25 protein-coding genes and 1 other annotated feature are annotated in these 25020 nt (G+C 48.1%); of the genes, 23 read left to right on the plus strand and 2 right to left on the minus strand.

Features of this window, described 5'->3' with window-relative positions; genetic code table 11:
* Positions 1–10: 10 nt before the first annotated feature.
* The 4 genes from dnaI to thrS all read left to right on the plus strand — a co-directional run bounded on the left by dnaI (position 11) and on the right by thrS (position 4856).
* Positions 11–946: a primosomal protein DnaI gene (gene dnaI / locus AR442_RS05120; protein ID WP_012118157.1), complete on the plus strand. Its 936-nt coding sequence runs from the start codon at positions 11–13 to the stop codon at positions 944–946.
* A 31-nt stretch (positions 947–977) separates the two neighbouring features.
* Positions 978–1619, plus strand: a complete 642-nt coding sequence (locus AR442_RS05125) for a TVP38/TMEM64 family protein (protein ID WP_014418607.1) — start codon at positions 978–980, stop codon at positions 1617–1619.
* A 65-nt stretch (positions 1620–1684) separates the two neighbouring features.
* Complete coding sequence (ytxC, locus tag AR442_RS05130) at positions 1685–2515, plus strand: putative sporulation protein YtxC (RefSeq protein WP_014418606.1); 831 nt, start codon at positions 1685–1687, stop codon at positions 2513–2515.
* A gap of 409 nt (positions 2516–2924) precedes the next feature.
* A complete protein-coding gene (gene thrS / locus AR442_RS05135) occupies positions 2925–4856 on the plus strand; it encodes a threonine--tRNA ligase (RefSeq protein WP_014418605.1) in 1932 nt (643 codons plus the stop codon).
* A 53-nt stretch (positions 4857–4909) separates the two neighbouring features.
* Here the strand turns inward: thrS and AR442_RS05140 are convergent, their stop codons facing one another.
* The gene (locus AR442_RS05140; protein ID WP_014418604.1) at positions 4910–5704 is read right to left on the minus strand and encodes an HAD family hydrolase; all 795 of its coding nucleotides are present in this window, start codon (positions 5702–5704) and stop codon (positions 4910–4912) included.
* A 186-nt stretch (positions 5705–5890) separates the two neighbouring features.
* On the opposite strand from AR442_RS05140, the gene AR442_RS05145 reads away from it, so the two are divergent.
* From AR442_RS05145 to AR442_RS05180, 8 genes are all read left to right on the plus strand, one after another.
* Entirely contained in the window at positions 5891–7672 is a 1782-nt protein-coding gene (locus AR442_RS05145; RefSeq protein ID WP_014418603.1) for a sensor histidine kinase, read from the plus strand.
* Positions 7650–8384, plus strand: a complete 735-nt coding sequence (locus tag AR442_RS05150; protein WP_014418602.1) for a LytR/AlgR family response regulator transcription factor — start codon at positions 7650–7652, stop codon at positions 8382–8384. The genes AR442_RS05145 and AR442_RS05150 overlap by 23 nt, the downstream gene beginning before the upstream one ends.
* 129 nt (positions 8385–8513) lie before the next feature.
* A complete protein-coding gene (gene lrgA / locus AR442_RS05155; RefSeq protein WP_007613022.1) occupies positions 8514–8951 on the plus strand; it encodes an antiholin-like murein hydrolase modulator LrgA in 438 nt (145 codons plus the stop codon).
* 12 nt (positions 8952–8963) lie between these two features.
* The gene (gene lrgB, locus AR442_RS05160; RefSeq protein WP_003152487.1) at positions 8964–9647 is read left to right on the plus strand and encodes an antiholin-like protein LrgB; all 684 of its coding nucleotides are present in this window, start codon (positions 8964–8966) and stop codon (positions 9645–9647) included.
* 181 nt (positions 9648–9828) lie between these two features.
* Positions 9829–9959 (plus strand) — a sequence feature (ribosomal protein L20 leader region).
* Between the two features lie 58 nt (positions 9960–10017).
* Entirely contained in the window at positions 10018–10539 is a 522-nt protein-coding gene (gene infC / locus AR442_RS05165) for a translation initiation factor IF-3 (RefSeq protein WP_071543361.1), read from the plus strand.
* Positions 10540–10551: 12 nt separating this feature from the next.
* Positions 10552–10752, plus strand: a complete 201-nt coding sequence (gene rpmI / locus AR442_RS05170) for a 50S ribosomal protein L35 (RefSeq protein WP_003152493.1) — start codon at positions 10552–10554, stop codon at positions 10750–10752.
* A 31-nt stretch (positions 10753–10783) separates the two neighbouring features.
* A complete protein-coding gene (gene rplT, locus AR442_RS05175) occupies positions 10784–11143 on the plus strand; it encodes a 50S ribosomal protein L20 (RefSeq protein ID WP_007613019.1) in 360 nt (119 codons plus the stop codon).
* 57 nt (positions 11144–11200) lie between these two features.
* Positions 11201–11467 (plus strand): DUF1294 domain-containing protein, encoded by a 267-nt coding sequence (locus AR442_RS05180; RefSeq protein ID WP_014418601.1) that lies wholly within the window; start codon positions 11201–11203, stop codon positions 11465–11467.
* Between the two features lie 13 nt (positions 11468–11480).
* Here AR442_RS05180 and AR442_RS05185 read toward each other — a convergent pair whose 3' ends face one another.
* Positions 11481–11873: a hypothetical protein gene (locus AR442_RS05185; protein ID WP_003152498.1), complete on the minus strand. Its 393-nt coding sequence runs from the start codon at positions 11871–11873 to the stop codon at positions 11481–11483.
* Between the two features lie 183 nt (positions 11874–12056).
* On the opposite strand from AR442_RS05185, the gene AR442_RS05190 reads away from it, so the two are divergent.
* The 11 genes from AR442_RS05190 to arfA all read left to right on the plus strand — a co-directional run bounded on the left by AR442_RS05190 (position 12057) and on the right by arfA (position 24934).
* Positions 12057–13142, plus strand: a complete 1086-nt coding sequence (locus AR442_RS05190) for a M42 family metallopeptidase (protein WP_007408096.1) — start codon at positions 12057–12059, stop codon at positions 13140–13142.
* Between the two features lie 142 nt (positions 13143–13284).
* On the plus strand, positions 13285–14250 hold the full coding sequence (abnA, locus tag AR442_RS05195; protein WP_014418600.1) for an arabinan endo-1,5-alpha-L-arabinosidase AbnA: 966 nt from the start codon (positions 13285–13287) through the stop codon (positions 14248–14250).
* A 182-nt stretch (positions 14251–14432) separates the two neighbouring features.
* The gene (gene araA / locus AR442_RS05200; protein ID WP_022552845.1) at positions 14433–15926 is read left to right on the plus strand and encodes an L-arabinose isomerase; all 1494 of its coding nucleotides are present in this window, start codon (positions 14433–14435) and stop codon (positions 15924–15926) included.
* Position 15927: 1 nt separating this feature from the next.
* Positions 15928–17613 carry a ribulokinase gene (araB, locus tag AR442_RS05205; RefSeq protein ID WP_014418598.1) on the plus strand — a complete coding sequence of 562 codons (1686 nt, stop codon included), beginning with the start codon at positions 15928–15930 and terminating at the stop codon, positions 17611–17613.
* Positions 17606–18295, plus strand: coding sequence for an L-ribulose-5-phosphate 4-epimerase (gene araD / locus AR442_RS05210; RefSeq protein WP_003152509.1), 690 nt, complete (start codon positions 17606–17608; stop codon positions 18293–18295). The genes araB and araD overlap by 8 nt, the downstream gene beginning before the upstream one ends.
* The gene (locus tag AR442_RS05215) at positions 18273–19079 is read left to right on the plus strand and encodes a sugar-phosphatase AraL (protein WP_370530869.1); all 807 of its coding nucleotides are present in this window, start codon (positions 18273–18275) and stop codon (positions 19077–19079) included. Before araD ends, AR442_RS05215 begins: the two co-directional genes overlap by 23 nt.
* Complete coding sequence (locus AR442_RS05220; protein ID WP_014418596.1) at positions 19076–20260, plus strand: sn-glycerol-1-phosphate dehydrogenase; 1185 nt, start codon at positions 19076–19078, stop codon at positions 20258–20260. Before AR442_RS05215 ends, AR442_RS05220 begins: the two co-directional genes overlap by 4 nt.
* A gap of 31 nt (positions 20261–20291) precedes the next feature.
* Positions 20292–21587, plus strand: a complete 1296-nt coding sequence (araN, locus tag AR442_RS05225) for an arabinooligosaccharides ABC transporter substrate-binding protein AraN (RefSeq protein ID WP_014418595.1) — start codon at positions 20292–20294, stop codon at positions 21585–21587.
* 41 nt (positions 21588–21628) lie between these two features.
* Positions 21629–22570, plus strand: a complete 942-nt coding sequence (gene araP / locus AR442_RS05230; protein WP_007408105.1) for an arabinooligosaccharides ABC transporter permease AraP — start codon at positions 21629–21631, stop codon at positions 22568–22570.
* 18 nt (positions 22571–22588) lie between these two features.
* Positions 22589–23416 carry an arabinooligosaccharides ABC transporter permease AraQ gene (gene araQ, locus AR442_RS05235; RefSeq protein WP_007612991.1) on the plus strand — a complete coding sequence of 276 codons (828 nt, stop codon included), beginning with the start codon at positions 22589–22591 and terminating at the stop codon, positions 23414–23416.
* Between the two features lie 18 nt (positions 23417–23434).
* Positions 23435–24934 (plus strand): arabinosylfuranosidase ArfA, encoded by a 1500-nt coding sequence (arfA, locus tag AR442_RS05240; RefSeq protein ID WP_053284939.1) that lies wholly within the window; start codon positions 23435–23437, stop codon positions 24932–24934.
* Positions 24935–25020: the final 86 nt, after the last annotated feature.

Genomic DNA, 25020 nt, shown 5'->3' on the forward strand with positions numbered 1-25020 from the left:
GTGATATTGAATGGAACCGATCAGCCGATCCTTAGAAGGCGTGACGAAAAGACCTGACTTTCAAAAACGCCTGGAACGAATGCAGCAGCAAGTCATGGCCGACGAAGACGTCCAGGCTTTTTTGAAGGAACAGAAAGATGTAATCAATCAAAGCATGATTGACAGAGGGTTAAATAAACTGTACGAATTCGTTCAGCAAAGCAAACAGTGCGCCTTCTGCTCGAAAGACAGCCGGACGAACAGCCTGCTTGAAGGCTATCATCCGAAGCTTGTGATCAACGGGCGTTCCATTGATATTGAATATTACGAATGTCCGGAAAAGAGAAAGCTCGACCGCCAGAAAAGGCAAAAGTCCCTGATGAAGAGCATGTATATCCAGCAGGATCTTCTCGGCGCGACGTTTCAGCAGATCGACATTACCGATCCGAGCAGAGTCGGCATCTTCCAGCATGTGACGGATTTTCTGAAGAGCTATAATGAAACGGGAAAAGGCAAAGGGCTGTATCTGTACGGAAAATTCGGAATCGGAAAGACATTTATTTTAGCCGCCATTGCCAACGAGCTGGCGGAAAAAGAGTATTCATCAATGATCGTATATGTTCCCGAATTTGTCAGAGAGCTGAAAAACTCGCTCCAGGATCAGTCGTTGGAGGCGAAACTGAATATGGTGAAAACGACGCCCGTACTGATGCTTGATGATATCGGAGCGGAGTCAATGACAAGCTGGGTCAGGGATGAAGTCATCGGCACCGTGCTTCAGCACAGAATGAGCCAGCAGCTTCCCACTTTCTTCTCGTCTAATTTTTCACCAGACGAGCTGAAGCATCATTTTACGTATTCACAGCGGGGAGAAAAGGAAGAAGTAAAAGCGGCAAGACTGATGGAGCGGATTTTATATTTGGCTTCGCCCGTCCGTCTTGACGGGGAAAACCGCCGCCGTTCATGATGCCGGCGTCCAATGGGAAGGATTTGAGGGAATGAGGAATAAGAAGGCTGTCACTTGGGCTGCGGCTGCGGCGGGAGCGGGCCTTTTACTGTGGGCAAACCGCAAATATCTGAATCTGTCGCCTAAGGAGATCCGGCTGTGGGTATTATCGTTCGGTGTTTTTGCGCCGCTTGTGTTTATCGGAATTTCCATCGTCAGGCCTTTTGTGCTGTTTCCCGTATCAATCGTTTCCGTCGCCGGAGGATTGGCGTTCGGCCCGTTTTTCGGCACCGTGTATACGCTGGCGGGCTCAATGGGCGCTGCCGCCGCGTCTTTTTTTGCGGCGGGGCTGTTTGCCTTTAATGAGAAAAGCCGTCATGGAAAAATGGAAGCCATTCAAAAGCAGATGAAAACCAATGGCTTCTTTTATATTTTTATCCTGCGCATTCTGCCTGTTAACTTTGATGTGATCAGCTATGCCGCAGGCCTATCGAAAGTCAGGCCGATGACGTATTTTTTGGCGACCGCAGCGGGCATTATTCCGGGGACGATCGTCCTGAATGTGCTCGGCGCGAGCTTTATGTCCGGCAATGTGCTGACCGTACTCGGCGTGATGTGTCTTTACATCGTATTTTTATCGCTTCCCGTTATATTTAAAAAGAAGGTGCGCCATTTGTTCGGCGGTGAAAGCTAACCTTTACGTCTATTTTAAAAACATCCCCCATATACTTGTAACAGATGCCGTAAGGGGGGACAAATATGCTTGAAGTGATCTTTGAAGATGACCACGATACCGCCGCTTTTTTACATCTCATTCAGCAATCGGACGACCGGAGACATTTTATTGTCCGTGAAGGCATAAAAAAAGTCGGAATCGCAAGGTCTGAAACGGCTTTTTGCGTTCAGCGCTTTATTGAGCCGATACTTGTCAGGTTTTTTTTGGAATGCAAAGAAGACGAGCATATGCTTTCGCTTATTGAGGACGCATACTGCTTCACCGATCAGGATGAACAGCAGCAAATCCTTCAGCTTGCACACAGCATTATGGAAGGAGAGCTTGAGGATCATCCGTTCGAGCCGAAGAAAGAGCCGCGCACACAGTTTATTTCAGATGCGCTCCGGACGATTTCACTTGATGCGGGTGTTTTTTCCGTGCGTTCGTTTCAGACGTTCCGGCTCGGCAGGTATTATGAGCGGCTCAGAGAATACGCGGAGGCTGCGATAGATGAATATCGGATGGAACAGGAATATCAAAACTTTATCCAGTCTCTGAGAGATTATGTGACATCCAATCCGCCGCGGATGAAGAAAGTCCGCATCGTACATGACCGGGCTTTTACGCTGTGGGAGCTGCGCTATTTGTCAGAACGGGAACAGAAAAAATACATAGACAGACGGTTTGTGCGGGAGCACCCGATGTATATAGATTCCCATCTCCTTGCGCCGCTGATCTCCATTGCGCCTGAGACGGTAGAACTGTATACGGACAAACCGGAGCATATGATGTCCAGAACGATTCAAAACGTGTTTCAGGAAAGGGTGCGCCTTTTTCCGCTGGGCGCGTTTGCAGCCGAGAAGACGGAAGGATAGCCGTACGGACGGCCTTGTGTAAACGGCAGGGCTGTCTTTGCGAAATCAGACGGAAAACCGAGTTGCATTTTTCTCGCAGACATTTTATAATACATAAAAGATTAATGATTGCTACACGTATTGATAAGGACATGAAGCATTGATACCGGCTTTATAAGAGAGGAGAGCCCAGGCTGAAAGCTTTCCAGCTATGGATCATTGACTTTACCGCCTTTGAACTTCAGCTGTGAACGCCGGAAGAAGCGTCAGTAATAGCTGACGGGAACTCCCGTTACAGAGTTTAGAGCCGCAGGTGCCGAAACAATCGGCCGTGCGGAAAAAAGGGTGGAACCACGATTCCGTTTATTTAACCTCGTCCCTTTCATAGGGGGCGGGGTTTTTGATTTGCATAAAAAAAGGAGTGACGAAGATGTCAGATATGATCAACATCACATTTCCGGACGGAGCGGTAAAGGAATTTCCGAAAGGAACAACAACAGAAGATATCGCGGCATCCATCAGTCCGGGATTAAAGAAAAAGTCTTTAGCCGGAAAACTGAACGGACAGGAAATTGATTTAAGAACGCCGATTCAAGAGGATGGTGCCGTAGAAATCATTACAGAAGGCACAGAAGAAGGCTTGAACATCATGCGGCACAGCACGGCGCATTTATTGGCCCAGGCGATTAAACGCATTTATAAAGATGTGAAATTCGGTGTCGGCCCCGTCATTGAAAACGGGTTCTATTATGACGTTGAAATGGAGCAGGCGCTGACGCCGGATGACCTTCCGAAGATTGAAAAAGAAATGAAACGCATCGTCGGTGAAAATCTGCCGATTATCCGAAAAGAAGTGAGCCGTGATGAAGCAAAAGCCATGTTTGCGGAAATCGGCGATAATCTGAAGCTTGAACTGCTGGATGCCATCCCGGAAGACGAAACGGTCTCCATTTATGAGCAGGGCGAATTTTTTGACCTGTGCCGCGGCGTGCACGTGCCGTCTACAGGCAAAATTAAAGAATTTAAGCTGCTGAGCCTTGCGGGCGCATACTGGCGCGGCGACAGCAAAAACCAAATGCTTCAGCGCGTTTACGGCACGGCCTTCTTTAAAAAGGATGACCTGAAAGAGCATTTGCGGATGCTTGAAGAAGCGAAAGAGCGCGACCACCGAAAACTGGGCAAAGAATTAAAATTGTTCGCCAACTCTCAAAAAGTCGGACAAGGCCTGCCGCTCTGGCTGCCGAAAGGCGCAACCATCCGCCGCGTGATCGAGCGCTACATTGTGGATAAAGAGCTGAGCCTCGGTTATGAGCACGTCTATACGCCTGTTCTCGGAAGCAAAGACCTGTATGAAACATCGGGCCACTGGGATCATTATCAGGATACGATGTTCCCGCCGATGGAAATGGACAATGAAACACTCGTGCTCCGTCCGATGAACTGTCCTCACCATATGATGATTTACAAGCAGGACATTCACAGCTACCGCGAGCTTCCGATCCGCATCGCCGAGCTGGGAACGATGCATCGTTATGAAATGTCCGGGGCGCTTTCAGGTCTTCAGCGCGTACGCGGCATGACGTTAAATGACGCGCACATTTTCGTCCGCCCTGATCAGATTAAAGAAGAATTCATCCGCACGGTCCGTTTGATTCAAGACGTATACGAAGACTTCGGCCTGAATGATTACACATTCCGCCTGTCTTACCGCGATCCTGAAGATACGGAAAAATATTTTGATGATGATGAGATGTGGAACAAAGCGCAGTCCATGCTGAAGGCGGCAATGGATGAGATGGGGCACGACTATTATGAAGCGGAAGGCGAAGCGGCGTTTTACGGCCCTAAGCTTGACGTGCAGGTGAAAACGGCGATCGGCAAAGAAGAGACATTGTCAACTGTACAGCTTGACTTCCTTCTTCCGGAACGCTTTGATCTCACTTACGTCGGAGAAGACGGCAAACAGCACCGCCCTGTCGTTATTCACCGCGGCGTCGTGTCAACGATGGAGCGTTTCGTTGCTTTCTTAATCGAAGAGCACAAAGGCGCCCTTCCGACATGGCTTGCGCCGGTGCAGTTCCAAGTCATTCCTGTATCACCGTCCGTGCATCTTGATTATGCGAAAAAAGTGCAGGAGCGCCTGCAGCGTGAAGGTCTGCGTGTCGAGCTTGACAGCCGGGACGAAAAAATCGGCTATAAAATCCGTGAAGCGCAAATGCAAAAAATCCCGTACATGCTTGTGGTCGGTGACCAAGAAGCGGAAAACGGCGCGGTAAACGTCCGGAAATACGGCGAGCAGAAATCAGAAACCGTCTCATTGGACGATTTTGTGAAAAAGGCTGTAGCCGAAGCGAAAAAATAACCGGAAATACAAAAAACCCCGTTCATTCGAATGGGGTTTTTTTGCGTATAACATTATCTTTCTTTTTGTTTCTCTATAATCGCAAACAGCTCGTGAAGATCGCTGATCACGTAATCAGGTGCAATGTCCGTATCATTTTTCTTTTGCGTCCGGTTTACCCAGACTGTCGTAATGCCTGCCCGTTTCGCTCCCAATATATCAGTATTGAGGTTATCTCCGACCATAATGGCGTCTTCTTTTTTCAGGTTCAGGAGGCCGAGGCAATGTTCGAATATGGAGGCGTCGGGTTTCCCTTTTCCGAAAGCGCCTGAGATGACGATTTCATTAAAATAAGGCGCGAGCTCAGGAACGCCGGCGAGTTTTTCTTTCTGCAGGCTGGGGTCGCCGTTTGTCAGCAGAAGCAATTCATAAACACCTTTCAGCTTATCAAGCACCGCAAACGTTTCATCATACACGTACGGACGCTGTCTGCGTTCCGCCGCGAAAAACTCCGCCAAATATTCGCCGTAAGCCGCATCGTCTATACCGACGCTTTTTAAGCCGTTCGTCCAGGCGTTTCGTCTGTATTCCGGCGCAATCCGATTCAGCTGTTTAAACCCTTCGCTGACCGGCTCGGAAAAATTCGCCCACAATCCTTCAAACGGATTAATGCCGATCATGACCGTATAAGGATAGGTTTCGTATGACATATACAATTCCCGTGCCGCTTTCCGAACCGCCTCTTCAAATGTATGCGGGTCAAGGCCATATTTTTTTTCCGCTTGTAAACATGTTTCCCTGAATGTTGTTCTGACGCTTTTTTCATCCCATAACAGTGTATCGTCCAAATCAAAAAATACGGCTTTCATGATCTTCTCCTCTTTGTTATATTCTGAAACTCTCTGCCGCAAGGCTCCCGTTTATTCTACAATAGATATATAGACTGTGAAAGATTTGTTTTCAGATGATTTGAAAAAAACAGGCAGGTTTGTGTCAGATTCTGTCTCAGGCTCTAAAACGTGATAAAATAAAATTTGAAAGAACAGGTGAAAAGTATGCTGCATTTGATCATCATGATGCTGGAAAGAGTCGGAATTATCGTCATATTGGGATTTGTTCTGGCTCATACCAGATTGTTCAGACAGGCGCTCCAGCAGCCTGAGAGCTATAAAGGCAAAGCGGTGCTGATTTCAATTTTCTCGCTGTTCAGTATCATCAGCAACTATACGGGAATAGAAATTCAGCGGAATACAATCATGAATAATGACTGGGTGTTTCAAATTAATCCGTCCGGTTCAATTGCCAATACAAGAATTATGGGCGTTGAAATCGGCGGACTCTTAGGCGGCCCGTATGTGGGGATCGGCGTCGGCATACTGGCCGGCCTGCATCGTTTATCACTCGGCGGCGCGACCGCAGTCAGCTGTGCCGTCTCATCCGTTTTAGCGGGCATTTTGTCCGGCTGGATCGGACGGTATTTCAGAAAACGCTATGCGATGCCGACACCGCGGGTGGCCGCGCTTGTCGGACTCGGAATGGAATCGCTGCAAATGCTGCTCATCCTCTTGATGGCCAAGCCGTTTTCTGATGCTTGGACGCTTGTGAGCATCATCGGCATCCCGATGATATTGGTAAACGGGTCAGGGACTTTTATTTTTCTTTCGATCATTCAGTCGATTATCCGGAAGGAAGAACGGGCGAGAGCCCTTGAAACCCACAGGGTGCTGATGATTGCCGATCAGACGCTTCCGTTTTTCCGCCAGGGGCTGAATGAAAGCTCATGCAAAAGCGTCGCCGCCATCATCCACAGGCAAACAGGAACGGACGCGGTATCGCTTACGGATAACGAAAAGATTTTGGCGCACGTCGGCGCGGGTGCCGACCATCATATTCCGTCTGAAAGCCTGATCACCGGATTGTCAAAACGCGTCATTAAAACGGGTCATATTATGAAAGCGACATCAAAGGCAGAAATTGAATGCACGCACGATCCCTGTCCGCTGCATGCGGCGATCGTATTGCCGCTGACGTCAAACGGCAAAACGATCGGGACGCTGAAAATGTACTTTAAAAGCCCGTCAGGATTAAGCCGGGTTGAAGAAGAGCTTGCAGAAGGACTCGCCATGCTGTTTTCCACCCAGCTTGAACTCGGCGAGGCGGAACTGCAGAGCAAATTGCTGAAAGACGCAGAAATAAAAGCGCTTCAAGCACAGGTCAATCCGCATTTTCTGTTTAATGCGATCAATACGATTTCTGCTCTTTGCCGTACGGATGTGGAAAAAACCCGAAAGCTTCTGCTGCAGCTCAGCGTCTATTTCCGTTCCAATCTGCAGGGGGCAAGGCAGCTGCTCATCCCGCTTTCTAAAGAACTGAACCATCTGCAGGCATATTTATCATTGGAGCAGGCCCGTTTTCCCGGGAAATATAAAATCAGCCTTGAAATCGAACGCGGTTTGGAGGACATCGAAATTCCTCCTTTTGTGCTGCAGATCCTCGTCGAAAATGCGCTCCGCCATGCATTTTCAAGAAAGCAGGACAGCTGTGCCGTCAATGTCAGCGTGGTATCCGCCGGTCAGTCGGTTTTAATGCGGGTTGGAGATAACGGGAGGGGAATTGATCCTGAATTGCTGTCCGTGCTCGGAAACCGTCCGCTCCCGTCTAAAGAAGGGACGGGAACCGCGCTTTACAATTTAAATCAGCGGCTGATCGGGCTGTTCGGCCCCAAGGCAGCCCTGCGATTGGAAAGTGAGGCCGGCAAAGGTACGGAGGTATCATTTGAGCTGCCTTTGAAACTGATGACTAAAGGAGAAGAACATGCTGAAGGTGTTAATCGTTGATGATGAAATGCTGGCAAGAGATGAATTAGCTTATTTGCTGAAACGGACGAATGAAGTAAGTGACATAAACGAAGCTGAAAATATTGAATCCGCTTTTGACAGTATGATGGATCAAAAACCGGATCTGCTGTTTTTGGACGTTGATTTGTCAGGAGAAAACGGATTTGACATTGCCAAACGGCTGAAAAACATGAAAAATCCGCCGGCCGTCGTTTTTGCGACGGCGTATGACCAATTTGCTTTAAAAGCCTTTGAAGTCGACGCGCTCGATTATTTAACGAAGCCTTTTGATGAAGAAAGAGTGCGCCAGACAATCAGAAAGTTTAAAAGAGTGAAGCAGGACAGGGCAGGAGCCGTCTCAGAGCAGCCGTCCGCAGCCGGAGCGCATAAACTGGCTGTATCAGCCGGTGAATCTATTGTCATTTTAGATACGAAGGACATTATTTTCGCCGGCATGGAGGACGGACACGTTTCTGTCAAAACGTTTGCCGCTTCTTATTCCGTTCATGAAACTTTGGCGGTCATTGAGAAAAAACTGCCTGATACGGGTTTCTTGAGAGTGCACCGCGCGTTCATCGTGAATACGGAGCATATTACGGAAATTCATCCGTGGTTTAATTCGACGTACAATCTTATCTTAAAAGACGGCTCTAAAATTCCCGTCAGCCGTACATATGCCAAGGACTTAAAAAAGCTGCTTCATATTATATGAGGCGGCTTTTGCATTTCAGCAGCCGTTTTTTGCATTTCAGAATGAATATTCAGCCGTTTGTTATGAAAGCGCTTTAAAAATCGATTTCTCTTTTATAATGGACCTAACAAAGAGAAAGAGGTGAAGAAAATGAGTGCGAAAAAAGTGTACGGATTTCTGACACAAGCATTTATTTTTGCCGTAATTATGCTCATATCTAATGGGATTGCAGCGATTGTCCCCATTCCTATACCCGCTTCCGTAGTAGGTTTGGTGTTATTATTTGTCCTCTTATGTCTGAAAGTGATTAAGCTTGAACAAGTAGAAACGCTGGGAACATCATTAACGTCACTGATCGGATTTTTATTTGTCCCGTCGGGCATCTCCGTGATGAATTCACTTGGCGTCATGCAGCAGTACGGCGTGCAGATCGCACTCGTCATCTTACTCGCCACCATCATTCTGTTAGGGGCCACGGGCCTTTTTTCTCAGCTGATCTTGTCTGTCAGCCAAAAACGTCAGAAGACTGCTCCTGAAAAACAAACGGTGCGCCGTTCCAATCAGGAAAAAGAACTTGTGCAGCATTAGGAGGGAAATCGGATGAGTCCATATTTCGGTATTGTCGTTTCACTTGCGGCCTTTGGCATCGGCACGTATTTATTTAAAAAAACGAGAGGCTTTTTCCTCTTCACCCCGCTGTTTGTCGCGATGGTGCTTGGAATCCTTTTTCTGAAGCTCGGCGGTTTTTCATATGAAGATTATAAAAGCGGAGGAGACATTATTAAATTCTTCCTGGAGCCCGCGACGATCGCTTTTGCCATCCCTTTATACAAACAGCGTGCCAAGCTGAAAAAATACTGGTGGCAGATCATGTCTTCCATTATTGTCGGCTCTATCTGCTCAGTCACGATTGTCTATTTGATCGCAAAAGGCATTCATCTTGACGCGGCCGTTATGAAAAGCATGCTTCCGCAGGCGGCGACAACGGCAATTGCCCTTCCGCTGTCAAAAGGGATCGGCGGCATCACCGACATCACCGCTTTCGCCGTTATTTTCAACGCCGTTATCGTCTATGCTCTGGGCGCTCTATTCTTAAAACTGTTTAAAGTAAAGCACCCAATCTCTAAAGGACTGGCTCTCGGCACATCAGGACACGCACTCGGTGTTGCGGTCGGCATTGAGATGGGGGAAGTAGAAGCGGCAATGGCAAGTATCGCGGTTGTCGTCGTGGGAGTGGTGACGGTGCTGGTCATTCCGGTATTCGTTCAGCTCATCGGAGGATAAGCCCGGGTCATAGACCCGGGTTTTTTATTGTGTTGGCGCGTCCGCGGGCGGCAAAGAACGAAATTTCACATTTTTCCTTGCGCTCGCCCCGGCATCGTGTTAAAATGAAAAAGTTGATCCGGAGAAGTCATTCTTGACTAATGATCCGGTATTGTGTAGAATAGTTATTGAATTGAATATAAATCACAAGCAGAGGCACCCGCTTCTCACCTGATTGACACATTCATGTAGTTGGCAGGTTGACCGTACATTTTTATTTATGCAGATGTTCGTAGTGTGGGTGTGTTGTCATGCCCGCACTTTTTGTTTGCCTGCAGAATGCAGTCAAAAAGCGTTGTGAATCAATTCGAAGAAACTATGGAGGTGGCTCATTATTAGCAAAGATCAATTGGTTAATGAGGGTATCCGTGCACGTGAAGTTCGTCTGATCGGACAAAATGGCGATCAGCTCGGCATCAAGTCCCGTCAGGAAGCACTTGAAATCGCCGGCCGCGCAAATCTTGACCTTGTGTTAGTTGCAGCAAATGCAAAACCGCCTGTCTGCCGCATCATGGACTACGGTAAGTTCAGATTCGAGCAGCAGAAAAAGGACAAAGAAGCACGCAAAAATCAAAAAATCATTAACTTAAAAGAAGTTAGATTAAGTCCGACGATCGATGAGCATGACTTTAACACGAAATTGCGCAATGCGATTAAATTCCTTGAAAAAGGCGATAAAGTGAAAGCTTCTATCCGCTTTAAAGGGCGCGCAATCACTCATAAAGAAATCGGCCAGCGCGTATTGGACCGTTTCTCTGAAGCATGTGCGGAAGTTGCGACAGTCGAAACAAAACCAAAAATGGACGGCCGCAGCATGTTCTTAATGCTCGCGCCGAAAAACGAAAAGCAATAAGGAGGAAATCCCATGCCAAAAATGAAAACTCACCGCGGATCTGCTAAACGTTTTAAAAAGACAGGTTCTGGGAAGTTAAAACGTTCTCATGCATATACAAGTCACTTATTCGCCAACAAATCCCAAAAGCAAAAGCGTAAGCTTCGCAAGGGTGCTATTGTAAGCGCAGGAGACTTCAAACGCATCAAACAACAGCTTGCCAACATCAAGTAATCGGACAAGGAACAATTAGGAGGGAAATATAATGCCAAGAGTAAAAGGCGGAACTGTGTCGCGTCAGCGTCGTAAAAAGGTTCTTAAATTAGCAAAAGGTTATTTCGGTTCAAAACATAGATTATACAAAGTAGCAAACCAGCAGGTCATGAAATCAGGAAACTATGCATTCCGTGACCGCCGTCAGAAAAAACGTGATTTCCGTAAGCTTTGGATCACTCGTATCAACGCTGCTGCACGTATGAACGGTCTTTCTTACAGCCGTTTAATGCACGGTCTTAAGCTTTCAGGCATCGAAGTAAACCGCAAAATGCTTGCTGATCTTGCTGTAAACGATCTTACTGCTTTCAATCAGCTTGCTGATGCTGCTAAAGCTCAGTTAGACAAGTAAGTTGAAAAAGCCGCTCTCTTTCCGGGAGCGGTTTTTTTACGTAAAGGGTGACAATCAATGGCTCTCTTCATTTACGCCGTATTGATAAACGGATACGGCTTTTGGATCATGGGCGCTGATAAAAGAAGAGCAAAGGCGCACAGGTGGAGAATATCAGAGAAACGAATATGGCTCACAGCCGCCATGTTCGGCTCACTCGGCGTATGGATCGGCATGTGCACCTTCAGGCATAAGACGAAACACAAATCCTTTTTATACGGGGTGCCGCTGCTTTTTCTCACTGAAGCCGCCCTTGTGCTGATGTATTTGATGTATAAAACATAAAAAGCAGGAGAGCTTATCGCTCGCCTGCTTTTTTCGCTTTTTTGATGGGCTGGTCCCAATCAATCTTGCAATTCGGATACCGCTCCAATACCTTTTTTTCGACTTCTTCAAAATCACCTGCAGAAAAGCGGTTCAGCTTTTCCGGATTTTCGGTCCATACAAATATCGTATGAATAAACAGCGGATGATCTTTGGAAGGGATATGCTTTTCTCCTTCAAAGAGCACTCCTTTATAAGTAAGCTGGAGATTTTTTCGCGTGTTTTTCTGTTCGTCAATAAAATAAAAATTCTCTTTTGATTGTGCCAGTCTGAGCCTTCTTTTCGGGTTTGCGTAAAATTTGACGCACATGTAAATAAAATAAATAAGAAGTGCAAGCAAGACAATCCTCAATACTGTAATGGCCATATGTGTGAAGGCACCTCCTCACCTTTGTCATGATCTGATGTAATACGAAAAACAAAACAAAAGGTTTCATTTTTTTAAAAGAAATAGATAAAAACATTTACCCGTTTTTCAGGCGAATTAATCGTATGCTTCAGCATTGGTTTTGTATAATAAGAAGGGTAGTGAAAAAAAGGAGGTTTATTGATGACAAAATTAGATGAAACGCTCACCATGCTGAAAGCGTTAACGGATGCAAAAGGGATACCGGGAAATGAGAGAGAAGTAAGACAAGTGATGAAATCATACATAGAACCATTTGCCGATGACGTCACAACAGACCGGCTGGGAAGCTTGATCGCCAAAAAAACCGGCAAAGAAAACGGTCCGAAAATCATGATCTCAGGGCATTTAGACGAAGTCGGTTTTATGGTGACGCAAATCACTGATAAAGGCTTTCTCCGCTTTCAAACCGTCGGCGGCTGGTGGTCTCAGGTCATGCTGGCCCAGCGCGTCACCGTCGTGACAAAAAAAGGGGACATCACGGGGATCATCGGTTCGAAACCGCCTCACATTCTGCCTCCTGACGCCAGAAAAAAAGCCGCCGATATTAAAGAGATGTTCATCGATATCGGGGCGTCTAGCCGTGAAGAAGCAATGGAATGGGGCGTTCTTCCGGGTGACCAGATTGTGCCGTATTTTGAATTTACAGTGATGAACAATGAAAAGCATTTATTGGCGAAAGCATGGGACAACCGTATCGGCTGTGCGATTGCCATCGATGTATTAAAAAATCTGAAAAACAGTGATCACCCCAATGAAGTATACGGGGTCGGAACGGTTCAAGAAGAAGTCGGGCTGCGCGGGGCGAAAACAGCGGCACATACGATCCAGCCTGATATCGCGTTCGGTGTGGATGTCGGAATTGCCGGAGATACACCGGGAATTTCTGAAAAAGAGGCGCAAAGCAAAATCGGCGAAGGGCCGCAAATTATTCTGTATGACGCGTCAATGGTATCTCACAAAGGGCTGCGCGACCTTGTCGTGAACACGGCGGAAGAAGCGGGAATTCCGTATCAATTCGATTCCATTGCCGGAGGGGGCACGGATTCAGGTTCCATTCATTTAACCGCAAACGGAGTGCCGGCGCTGTCCATTACGATCGCGACGCGTTACATTCACACTCATGCCGCTATTTTGCATCGGGATGATTATGAGAATACGGTAAAATTGATTACAGAAGTGATTAAAAAATTAGACCGGGAAACAGTTGACCGTATTACTTACCAATAAAGATACGGAAGAATCTGCTTTTTTAAGCAGATTCTTTTTTTTGTCTGTACAAATATGAGCCCTGCGTCTACAATAAGAGAAGACATAGAAAAATCTGACAACATGTTTTTGAAAGCGCTTTAAAAAAGGGGAGGGTTTACAAATGAAAAACAGATTCAGACGCATGATCCGCTTTTCGTGCGCAGCCGTTACAGCCGGGCTGCTGCTGATGTCTTCATCTCCGGCATCTGCCGCGTTTTGGGGGGCATCAAATGAATTGCTTCACGATCCGACAATGGCGAAGGAAGGAAACACGTGGTACGCTTTCGGAACCGGTTTGGAAGGGGAGAGGGGGATTCGCGTCTTAAAGGCGGGCAGCGGCGGCGTATGGACCGTTCAGAAATCAATCTTTACTTCCCCGCTGTCATGGTGGGGCAATTATGTGCCGAATTACGGGCTGAATCAATGGGCCCCCGATGTTCAATATTATAACGGAAAGTATTGGCTGTATTATGCCGTTTCTTCATTCGGCAAAAATACCTCCGCGATCGGTCTTGCATCATCTGCAAGCCTCAGTTCGGGAAACTGGAAGGACGAAGGGCTCGTCATCCGTTCAACAAGCGCCGATAACTACAATGCAATTGATCCGGAGCTGACAATTGATAAAGACGGAAACCCTTGGCTTGCCTTCGGTTCTTTTTGGAGCGGCATTAAGCTGACAAAGCTTGATAAAAATACAATGAAACCGACGGGATCACTTTATTCCATCGCTGCCAGACCGAATAACGGCGGAGCTTTGGAAGCGCCGGCCATCACCTACCAGAACGGCTACTATTACTTAATGGTGTCGTTTGATAAATGCTGTTCAGGCGTGAATAGTACGTACAAAATCGCTTATGGAAGATCCAAAAGCATCACGGGCCCATATCTCGATAAAAGCGGGAAAAGCATGTCAGAAGGCGGAGGGACGATTCTTGACTCCGGCAATGACCGCTGGAAAGGCCCGGGCGGTCAAGACATTGTGAACGGGAATATTTTAGTGCGTCATGCGTATGATGCCGAAAACAGCGGAATTCCGAAGATGCTCATCAATGATATCGACTGGAGTTCAGGCTGGCCTTCCTATTAATTGATCAGCCGGGCATGTGTGTCCGGCTTTTTTACTTGCAATAAAAGATTGACAGGTTGATTCCTCCTTAACTATAATAAAGTTGTTCGTACAAATAAAAGGATAAAAGTTTTGTGGTTTATATTCGTACGTATACTTTTTAAAATGCAAGCGCTTTATTTTGATGGGAAGGGGAAATGAATGTGCTTCAGAACAAAGAATATGAATTTTGGTTTGTAACGGGAAGCCAGCACTTATACGGAGAGGAAACGCTGCAGCTTGTCGATAAACACGCAAAGGGAATATGTGACGGCCTCAGCGGGGTGTCATCAAGATACAAGATCAGGCATAAACCGGTTGTCACGTCATCTGAAACAATCAGAGAGGTTTTGCGGGAAGCGCAGTATCAAGAAAACTGTGCGGGGGTCGTGACGTGGATGCATACATTTTCCCCTGCGAAAATGTGGATTGAAGGTCTTTCCGCTTTTCAAAAGCCGATGCTTCATCTGCATACCCAGTATCATCGCGACATCCCATGGGAAACGATTGATATGGATTTTATGAACAGCAACCAATCCGCTCACGGAGACCGGGAATACGGATATATCCAGTCAAGAATGGGGCAGACGAGAAAAGTCATCGCAGGCTATTGGGATGATGAGGAAGTCAAACATGACATTTCGCAATGGATGAACACTGCTGCCGCTTGGAATGAAAGCAGGAATATTAAAGTAGCCCGGTTCGGCGACAATATGCGGAATGTGGCGGTTACTGACGGAGACAAAGTCGGCGCCCACATCCAATTCGGCTGGCAAGTTGACGGGTACGGAATCGGCGATCTTACCGAGGTGATGAACAACGTCACCGACGCAGAAATTGAGGCGCTTTATGAGGAATACGACAAATTGTATGTCATCAGCGACGAAACAAAACGGGATGAAGCAAAAGTTGCTTCCATTAAAGAACAGGCGAAAATTGAACTCGGATTAACGGCCTTTCTCGAACGGGGCGGATATACAGCGTTTTCGACCTCCTTTGAAGTTTTGCACGGAATGAAGCAGCTTCCGGGACTTGCCGTTCAGCGTCTCATGGAAAAAGGGTACGGATTTGCCGGCGAAGGCGATTGGAAAACGGCTGCCCTTGTGCGAATGATGAAAATAATGGCGGACGGAGAACAAACCTCCTTCATGGAAGATTATACGTACCATTTTGAACCGGGGCGTGCGATGATTCTCGGATCACATATGCTTGAAGTATGTCCGACGATCGCCCTTGATCAGCCGAAAATCGAAGTTCATCCTCTCTCAATCGGAGGGAAGGAAGATCCGGCCCGGTTGGTCTTTAACGGAATCGGCGGTTCAGCCATCATCGCCAGCATCATTGATATCGGCGGGCGATTCCGTCTCATTCTGAATGAAGCGGAAGGCAGGGAAATTGATCATGATATGCCGAATCTCCCTGTGGCGCGGGTGCTGTGGAAGCCGGAGCCATCGCTGAAAACAGCTGCGGAAGCATGGATTTTGGCGGGAGGCGCCCACCATACCTGTATGTCCTTCCGGCTTACGGCTGAACAGATGCTTGACTGGGCTGAGATGGCAGGCATTGAAAGCATCTTTATTTCCCGCAATACCGAAATACATGAGCTGAAAAAAGAGCTGAAATGGAATGACGTATTATACCGGCTGGGAGGGAATTGATATGGCGTATACGATTGGTGTTGATTTCGGCACATTGTCCGGCCGGGCGGTGCTTGTCAATGTCCGCACGGGCGAAGAAATCGCGTCTGCGGTAAAAGAATACACTCATGCCGTCATCGACCGCACGCTGCCGAAGACGGGTGAAAAACTCCCTCGGGACTGGGCGCTTCAGCATCCTGCCGATTATATCGAAGTTCTGGAAACGGCGATTCCGAACCTGCTTGAGCAGGCGGGCGCTGATCCAAAAGACGTGATCGGCATAGGAATTGATTTTACCGCCTGCACGATTTTGCCGATAGACGGCGCGGGGCAGCCGCTTTGTATGCTGCCGGAATTTGAACGGGAGCCCCACAGTTATGTGAAGCTGTGGAAGCATCATGCGGCTCAAAAACATGCAGACCGTTTGAACACGATTGCCGAAGACACAAAAGAAACATTCCTTAAAAGATACGGCGGTAAAATTTCTTCTGAATGGATGATCCCGAAAATCATGCAAATCGCGGAAGAAGCGCCGCATATATACGAGGCGGCAGATCGGATTGTGGAAGCGGCAGACTGGATCGTCTATCAATTGTGCGGTTCATTGAAGCGAAGCAACTGCACGGCCGGCTACAAAGCAATCTGGAATGAGGAGACGGGGTATCCGCCGGATCATTTTTTCGAAAAGCTCAACCCGTTAATGAAAACGATTACAAAGGATAAATTAGGCGGTACCATTTATTCAGTCGGGGAAAAAGCAGGAGGTTTGACCGAAAAAATGGCGGAGCTGACCGGGCTTCTGCCGGGGACGGCCGTTGCCGTCGCCAATGTCGACGCTCACGTGTCAGTGCCCGCGGTCGGTATTACAGAGCCGGGGAAAATGCTGATGATCATGGGAACGTCTACCTGCCATGTGCTGCTCGGCGAGGAAGAACATATCGTCCCCGGTATGTGCGGGGTCGTCAATAACGGCATCTTGCCCGGATATGCGGGATATGAAGCGGGGCAGTCCTGTGTCGGCGACCACTTTGAATGGTTCGTCAAAACGTGTGTTCCGAGAGACTATGAGAAGGAAGCTGAGGATAAACACATAGACATTCACGAGCTGCTCAGCAAAAAAGCAGCTGAACTTGTTCCAGGGGAAAGCGGCCTTCTCGCGCTTGACTGGTGGAACGGAAACCGGTCAACCTTGGTGGACGCCGATTTGACGGGCATGATGCTTGGTATGACGCTGCACACGAAGCCGGAAGAAATCTACAGGGCATTGATTGAAGCGACGGCGTTCGGAACGAGGATGATTATCGAAACGTTCCGGGAAAACGGCGTTCCGGTCGAAGAGCTTTACGCAGCCGGAGGAATCGCCGAAAAAAATCCGTTTGTCATGCAGATTTATGCAGACGTCACAAATATGGATATTAAATTATCCGGGTCTCCGCAGGCGCCTGCACTGGGCTCCGCGATTTTCGGAGCGCTCGCCGCGGGACGGGAAAACGGGGGATTCTCCAATATTGCTGAAGCATGCGCGCATATGGGGAAATTAAAAGACGGCTTTTATGCCCCGAACCCGGAAAGAGCTGAGATTTATGACAATTTATATGCGGAATATAAAGAGCTCGTACACTACTTCGGCAAAGAAAACAATGTCATGAAACGCCTGAAAGCCATTAAAAACCGTGATTTTGCAAAAGGAGGGAGCCGCCATGCTTGAAGCGTTAAAAGAAGAAGTGCTCGCCGCCAATCTGAAGCTTGAGGAACATAACCTTGTCACGTTTACATGGGGGAATGTCAGCGGCATTGACAGAGAGAGCGGGAGAATCGTCATTAAACCGAGCGGTGTCGATTACAGTGAGCTGACCGCTGACAAACTGGTCGTCCTGAATGAGGACGGAGACATTCTCGAAGGCTCGCTGAAACCGTCTTCTGACACGCCGACCCATCTTTATCTGTATAAAGCGTTTCCGGCTATCGGCGGAATCGTTCATACTCATTCCCGCTGGGCGACGAGCTGGGCACAGTCCGGAAGAGACATACCCGCTCTCGGAACGACTCACGCGGATTACTTTGAAAGCGCTATACCCTGTACGAGGGAAATGTATGAAGAAGAAATTGTGAAAGATTATGAATATCATACAGGCAAAGTCATAGCCGAAACCTTTCAAAACGAACCGTATGAACAAAATCCGGGTGTCCTCGTCCACAGCCACGGCCCGTTCTGCTGGGGAACGGACGCGCTGAATGCCCTGCATAACGCCGTTGTGCTCGAAACGGTAGCGGAAATGGCCTACCATTCGCTTATGCTGAACAAACAGCTCAGTCCGATCGACAGAGTGCTGCATGATAAGCATTTTTACAGAAAACACGGGGCGAATGCTTATTATGGCCAAACTTGACGCAGCCGGGTTTCTGATTGATTTAGACGGAACCGTATTCAGGGGGCGGGAGCTGATTGACGGCGCAAAAGAAGCCGTTCATACCCTTCAGTCACTGGGCAAAGCCGTTGTCTTTTTAAGCAACCGCGGCAATCTATCAAGAGCAATGTGCCGAAAGAAACTGCTGGGTGCCGGTATCCGCACGGATGAACGGAGCATCGTGCTGTCCTCCAGTGTGACGGCATCATTTTTAAAGAAGCATTATCCTTTGTCAAAGGTGTGGGTGTTAGGAGAGAAAGGGCTGACTGATGAACTCGCTTTAGCGGGTGTCGCCTTGGCGCAAAACCCGCAGGCGGCAGACTGGCTTGTCATCTCCCTGCATGAAACCGTCACCTATGAGGATCTGAATCTCGCTTTTAAGGCGGCTTCCTCCGGCGCGCGTATCATCGCCACGAACCGGGACCGCTCCTTTCCGAATGAAGGCGGCCATGCCATGGACGTCGCGGGAATGATCGGGGCCATTGAAGCATCCGCCGGAGCAAAAACGGAGCTTGTCATCGGCAAACCGTCTTGGCTGATGGCTGAGGCGGCATGTGAAGCGCTCGGACTTCCCCCTGAGGAATGCGCCATTATCGGAGACAGCCTCGAATCTGATATCGCAATGGGCAGGCTGTACGGAATGAAAAGCGTATTGGTTCTGACGGGGGCGGCCAAACTTGGGGAGCCCCGTCTATATGAACCTGACATCGTCCTTGATTCTATTAAAGACCTGACAGAATTAGCGAAGGAGGGAATCCTTTTATGAAACGTTCTCCTGAGGACATTCAATCCGAGTTTGACAAGGAAGGGGCCAGCCGCTCACCGATTCAAATAGAAGATATCGTGATCGGGTCGAATGCAAAAGAAGAGCTTCTCACATTTCTGCAAAAAAAATGCTGGAATCATCCGGTCATCGTCTGTGACCGGAACACGTACGAGGCGGCGGGACGTCTGCTTGCGGACGAATTGAGGGCAGGCGGGATCAAAGCGTCAAAAGTCATCATTCCGGAGCATGAAGCCGGGACCGCCGCGGCTGATGAGAGGACATTGGTCTATACGCTGATCAATCTCGCGGAAGAGACGGATGTCATCATTGCGGCCGGTTCAGGAACGATTCACGACATTACACGGTTTGCCGCCTGCCAGCGCGGATTGCCGTTTATCTCATTCCCCACCGCTCCGTCAGTCGACGGTTTTACATCGGCGGGAGCGCCGCTCATATTAAACGGAATCAAAACGACGATTCAAACGAAAGCGCCGATCGCCTTATTTGCGGATACGAATGTATTAAAAGAAGCGCCCCGTTCAATGACAGCCGCGGGCTTCGGAGACATGCTCGGAAAAATAACATCGCTGGCAGATTGGGAGATTTCCCGCAGGCTAGCGGGTGAGCCGTACTCAGAAGCCGGGGCGAAGCTTGTGAAAGACGCGCTTTGGCAGTGCATTGATCACCGCGCTGACATTGCCATGGGAACGGAGGCCGGCATTCAGATACTGATGGAAGCGCTGATCGTTTCGGGTCTTGTCATGCTTGCGCTTGACCACTCCCGCCCCGCCTCAGGAGGAGAACATCACATCTCGCATTGGATTGAGATGGAAATGCTGAAGGCAAAACAGCCTCCGATTCTCCACGGTGCGAAGGTCGGCTGTGCGTGCGCGGTGCTGAGTGATGTTTACAAAGAACTGGCTTGTCACGAAAAGCTTGCCGAACTGCCGCCGCACTTTCGCGAGGCGATTCAATCTGCATATGAAGGGCTTCCCGACGGCAAAACAATTGCCGGGTGGCTCACATCTGCGGGGGGTCCCGCCTGTTTCGATGAGATCGGTGTAAAACAGGACCTTGTCAGCGATGCGCTTAAGCATGCGCACACACTGAGAGACCGTTATACCGGTTTAACTATCATAAATGAAAATGCAGCGCTCTTTGCACATCATTTGCATCAATAGCCGCACGGCCTAAAGTGGAAGGGGTAATGACATGAAAAAAACGACCGCTGTATGTTTGGTGCTGATGATGCTCTTCTTGTTTACCGCCGGCTGTTCACAAGAACGGACTGCCGGCCGGCCGGGAGAAACGGAGCTGACGTTTTGGACGTTTAACGGCCTGCACGAACAGTTTTATCAGGAAATGGTCAAAGAATGGAATCAGAAATTTCCGGAGCGCAAAATCAAGCTGAATACCGTCGTTTATCCTTATGGACAAATGCATGATAATTTATCGGTTTCGCTGATCGCGGGTGAGGGGCTTCCCGATATAGCCGACGTGGAATTAAGCCGGTTCTCGAACTTTCTGAAGGGGAAGGATATCCCGCTTGCCGATCTGACGCCGCTGATTGAAAAAGACCGCGATAAGTTTGTGGAAGCGCGTCTGGCCTTGTACAGCAAAAACGGAAAATTGTACGGCCTTGATACACATGTGGGGACGACCGTCATGTTTTACAACATGGATATTATGAAAAAAGCGGGCGTTGATCCCGCCTCCATTAAGACATGGGAAGATTACCGGCGGGCAGGGAAAAAAGTGCGTGAAGCATCTGGGAAACCGATGGGAACGGTTGAAACAAACGACTCCGCCACATTCCTATCCATGATTTCGCAGCAAGGGTCAGGCTACTACAGCAAAAACGGAAAATTGATTCTGAACAGCAAGACGAATACAGACACACTGAATTATGTAAAGGACATGGTAAATGATAAAACCCTTCTGCCGGCTCCCGGCGGCGGCCATCACAGCGAAGAATACTACGGTTTTATGAATCAGGGCGGGGCAGCCTCAGTGCTGATGCCCATTTGGTACATGGGACGGTTTATCGATTATATGCCTGATTTAAAAGGAAAAATGGCGATTTACCCTATGCCGGCCTGGAAAGAAGGCGGTGACAGATCAGCGGGTTTAGGCGGAACAGCCACCGTCGTGCCGAAGCAGGCTGAACATCTGAAGCTCGCGAAAGAATTTCTCGGTTTTGCGAAAGGTTCAAAGGAAGGGAACATAAAGCTTTGGACGGTGCTCGGCTTTGACCCGCTCCGCTGGGACGTGTGGGATTCAAAAGAATTGAAGGAGAAAAACAAGTACACGGATTTCTTCCGGAACGGTACGTCAATTTTTTCCTCGCTCCTTGAAATAAAAGATGAGATCAATCCGATTTATCTGCATGAAGACTTCTCTAAAGCGGCTGATCTCGTTGTCAGACAGGTGCTGTTCGATGCGCTGAAGACGCAGGAAAAAACACCTAAGGAAGCCTTGGACGAGGCGGCAGAGCAATTAGAGAAATAGGAGAAGCCGTCCTATTTAACAGTGAAAGCGGGGGAGCTTTTATGAGACCTGTAAAGACAGAGACAGCACAAACCGTTTCTGCAGTCCGGAAGAAGCCGCGCCGGCGTAATGTGCTGTATTCAAAAAAAGCGGCGCCTTATCTTTTTACGGCGCCATTTATCATTTCGTTTCTCGTTTTCTTTTTGTATCCGATCATCAGCGTGTTTATCATGAGCTTTCAGCGGATACTGCCGGGAGAAATTACATTTGTCGGGTTTTCCAATTATACCGCTCTTCTTAATCCAACCTTTTATACGGCATTATTTAACACATTGGAATATACCTTCTGGACGCTGATCGTGCTGATTCCGGTGCCGCTTCTTTTGGCGGTGATTCTGAATTCGAAGCTCGTCAGGTTCAGAAATGTATTTAAATCGGCTCTGTTTGTACCGGCTCTAACATCGACGATCGTAGCGGGGATTATTTTCCGTCTGATGTTCGGAGAAATGAATACGTCGCTTGCAAACGAGCTGATGATGAAGCTTGGCGCATCACCCCAAAACTGGCTCAACAACAAAGGTACCGGCATGTTTTTAATGGTGCTGCTTGCGTCATGGAGGTGGATGGGCATTAACATTCTTTACTTTCTGGCCGGATTGCAAAACGTGCCGAAAGAATTGTATGAAGCGGCTGAAATTGACGGGGCGAGTACGTGGAAAAAGTTCCGGCATATTACCCTTCCATTTTTAAAGCCGGTGTCCGTTTATGTGTTAACGATCAGTATTATCGGCGGTTTCAGAATGTTTGAGGAAAGCTATGTGCTTTGGCAGAATAATTCCCCGGGCAATATCGGCCTCACACTTGTCGGTTATTTATATCAGCAGGGGCTTGCATACAACGAAATGGGGTACGGGGCCGCAATCGGAATTGTCCTTTTGCTTGTCATCTTACTAGTCAGCCTTGTTTCACTGAAACTGTCCGGTTCGTTTAAAGGGGAGGGATAAGCGTTGCGTAACAATTACATGTTTTCCGTGTACAGAGTCGCGTTTACCTTGTTTTTTATCATGCTGAGCCTGTTGTATATCTTTCCGATGATCTGCCTATTGCTCGGTTCATTAAAGCCGTCATCTGAGCTGATGCGCATCGGGCTGAATCTGCGTCTTGATCCGGATGTGATGAGCCTTGATAACTATACGTATTTGTTCAACGGGGGGAGCATTTATTTCAAATGGTTTTTTAACAGCCTGCTGCTCGGCGTTCTCACCACGGTTCTCACGCTGTTTTTTTCCTCTTTGATCGGCTACGGACTCGGTGTCTACGAATTTAAAGGCAGAAATATTATTTTCGTTCTTGTGCTGATCATTATGATGGTGCCTCTTGAAGTGATGATGCTTCCGTTGTTCAAATTGACGGTGGGTCTTCATTTGATCGATTCTTATACGGGGGTGATTCTGCCGTTTATTGTGTCGCCTGTCGCCGTGTTCTTTTTCCGGCAATATGCGCTCGGACTTCCGAAGGATTTGCTTGATTCAGCAAGAATGGACGGCTGCACCGAATTCGGCATTTTTTTCAGAATTATGGCGCCGCTCATGAAACCGGCATTCGGGGCAATGATCATTCTTCAATCTTTAAACAGCTGGAATAACTTTTTATGGCCGCTGATCGTGCTTCGGTCGAAAGAAATGTTTACGCTTCCAATCGGACTTTCAGGGCTGCTGAGTCCGTACGGAAACAACTATGACATGCTGATTTCCGGGTCCGTTTTTGCGATACTGCCGGTGATCATCATATTCTTGTTTTTCCAAAAATACTTCATTTCCGGCCTCACAGTAGGCGGAGTGAAGGGATAGAGAGAGGGAGGAAATATAATGAAAAAAGCGGGGATTACAGCAGATAAAGAATATATCATCGGTGAAGTGGACAAACGGATGTACGGATCATTTATAGAACATATGGGCCGGGCGGTGTATGAAGGCATTTATGAGCCCGGACACCCGAAAGCCGACAAGGACGGCTTCAGAACAGACGTGCAGGAGTTAATCAAGGAATTGCAAGTGCCGTTCATCCGCTATCCGGGAGGGAATTTTCTCTCGGGCTACAATTGGGAAGACGGCGTCGGGCCGGTGAAGGACCGCCCGCGGAGGCTTGATTTGGCATGGCAGACGACAGAAACGAACGAAGTGGGGACGAATGAATTTTTAACGTGGGCGAAAAAAGTGAACGCCGAAGTGAATATGGCGGTTAATCTCGGGACGAGAGGGATCGATGCCGCCCGGAACCTCGTCGAATACTGCAACCATCCTGAAGGGTCATACTGGAGCGACTTACGAAAATCGCACGGATATGAAAAACCTTACGGCATCAAAACATGGTGCTTAGGAAATGAGATGGACGGCCCTTGGCAGATCGGTCATAAAACGGCGCATGAATACGGACGGCTCGCCGCTGAAACGGCAAAGGTGATGAAATGGACGGACCCGACGATCGAATTGGTGGCTTGCGGAAGCTCAAACAGCGGCATGCCGTCCTTCATCGAGTGGGAGGCCGAGGTGCTTGAGCATACGTACGAGCATGTGGATTACATCTCACTGCATACGTATTACGGCAACCATGAAAATGATCTTGAGAACTACTTGGCGAAGTCGATGGATTTAGACCATTTTATTAAATCCGTCACAGCCGTATGTGATTATATGAAAGCGAAAAAACGCAGCGAAAAAACGATTCACCTTTCTTTAGATGAATGGAATGTGTGGTATCACTCAAATGAAGCGGATAAAAAAGTGGAGCCATGGATTACGGCCCGGCCGATTCTTGAAGACATCTACAATTTAGAAGATGCGCTGTTGATCGGTTCACTGCTGATTACGATGCTGCAGCATGCGGACAGACTGAAGATCGCCTGTCTTGCCCAGCTTGTCAACGTAATTGCGCCTATCATGACTGAAAAAGGCGGAGAAGCATGGAGGCAGCCGATCTTTTACCCTTACATGCACGCCTCAGTCTACGGGAGAGGGTCTTCGATGAAGCTGCTGATCACCTCCCCGAAATACGACTCAGCGGACTTTACGGATGTGCCGTATGTTGATGCCGCGGCCGTTTACCGCGAAGAGGATGAAGCACTGACCATTTTTGCCGTCAACAAAAGCAAGGAACTGATGGAAACGGAGATAAAGCTGAGAGGGTTTGAAGATTACCGCATCATTGAGCATATCGTGCTGGAGCATCAGGATATGAAAGCGACCAATCAAAAAAACAGAAAAGAAGTCATTCCGCACTCCAACGGAACGTCTTCGGCAAATGCTGAAGGGATAACGGCTCATTTTACTCCGCTGTCCTGGAATGTCATCCGTTTATCAGGAAAATAATGTTCCGAAAAGCCGGGCTGCGCTGCCGGCTTTTTTTCACGCAAAAATCATCTCCTGTTATCTGATAATTGTGATAATATTTAGAA

It is taken from the genome of Bacillus velezensis, from assembly GCF_001461825.1.
GTDB classification, from domain to species: Bacteria; Bacillota; Bacilli; order Bacillales; family Bacillaceae; genus Bacillus; species Bacillus velezensis.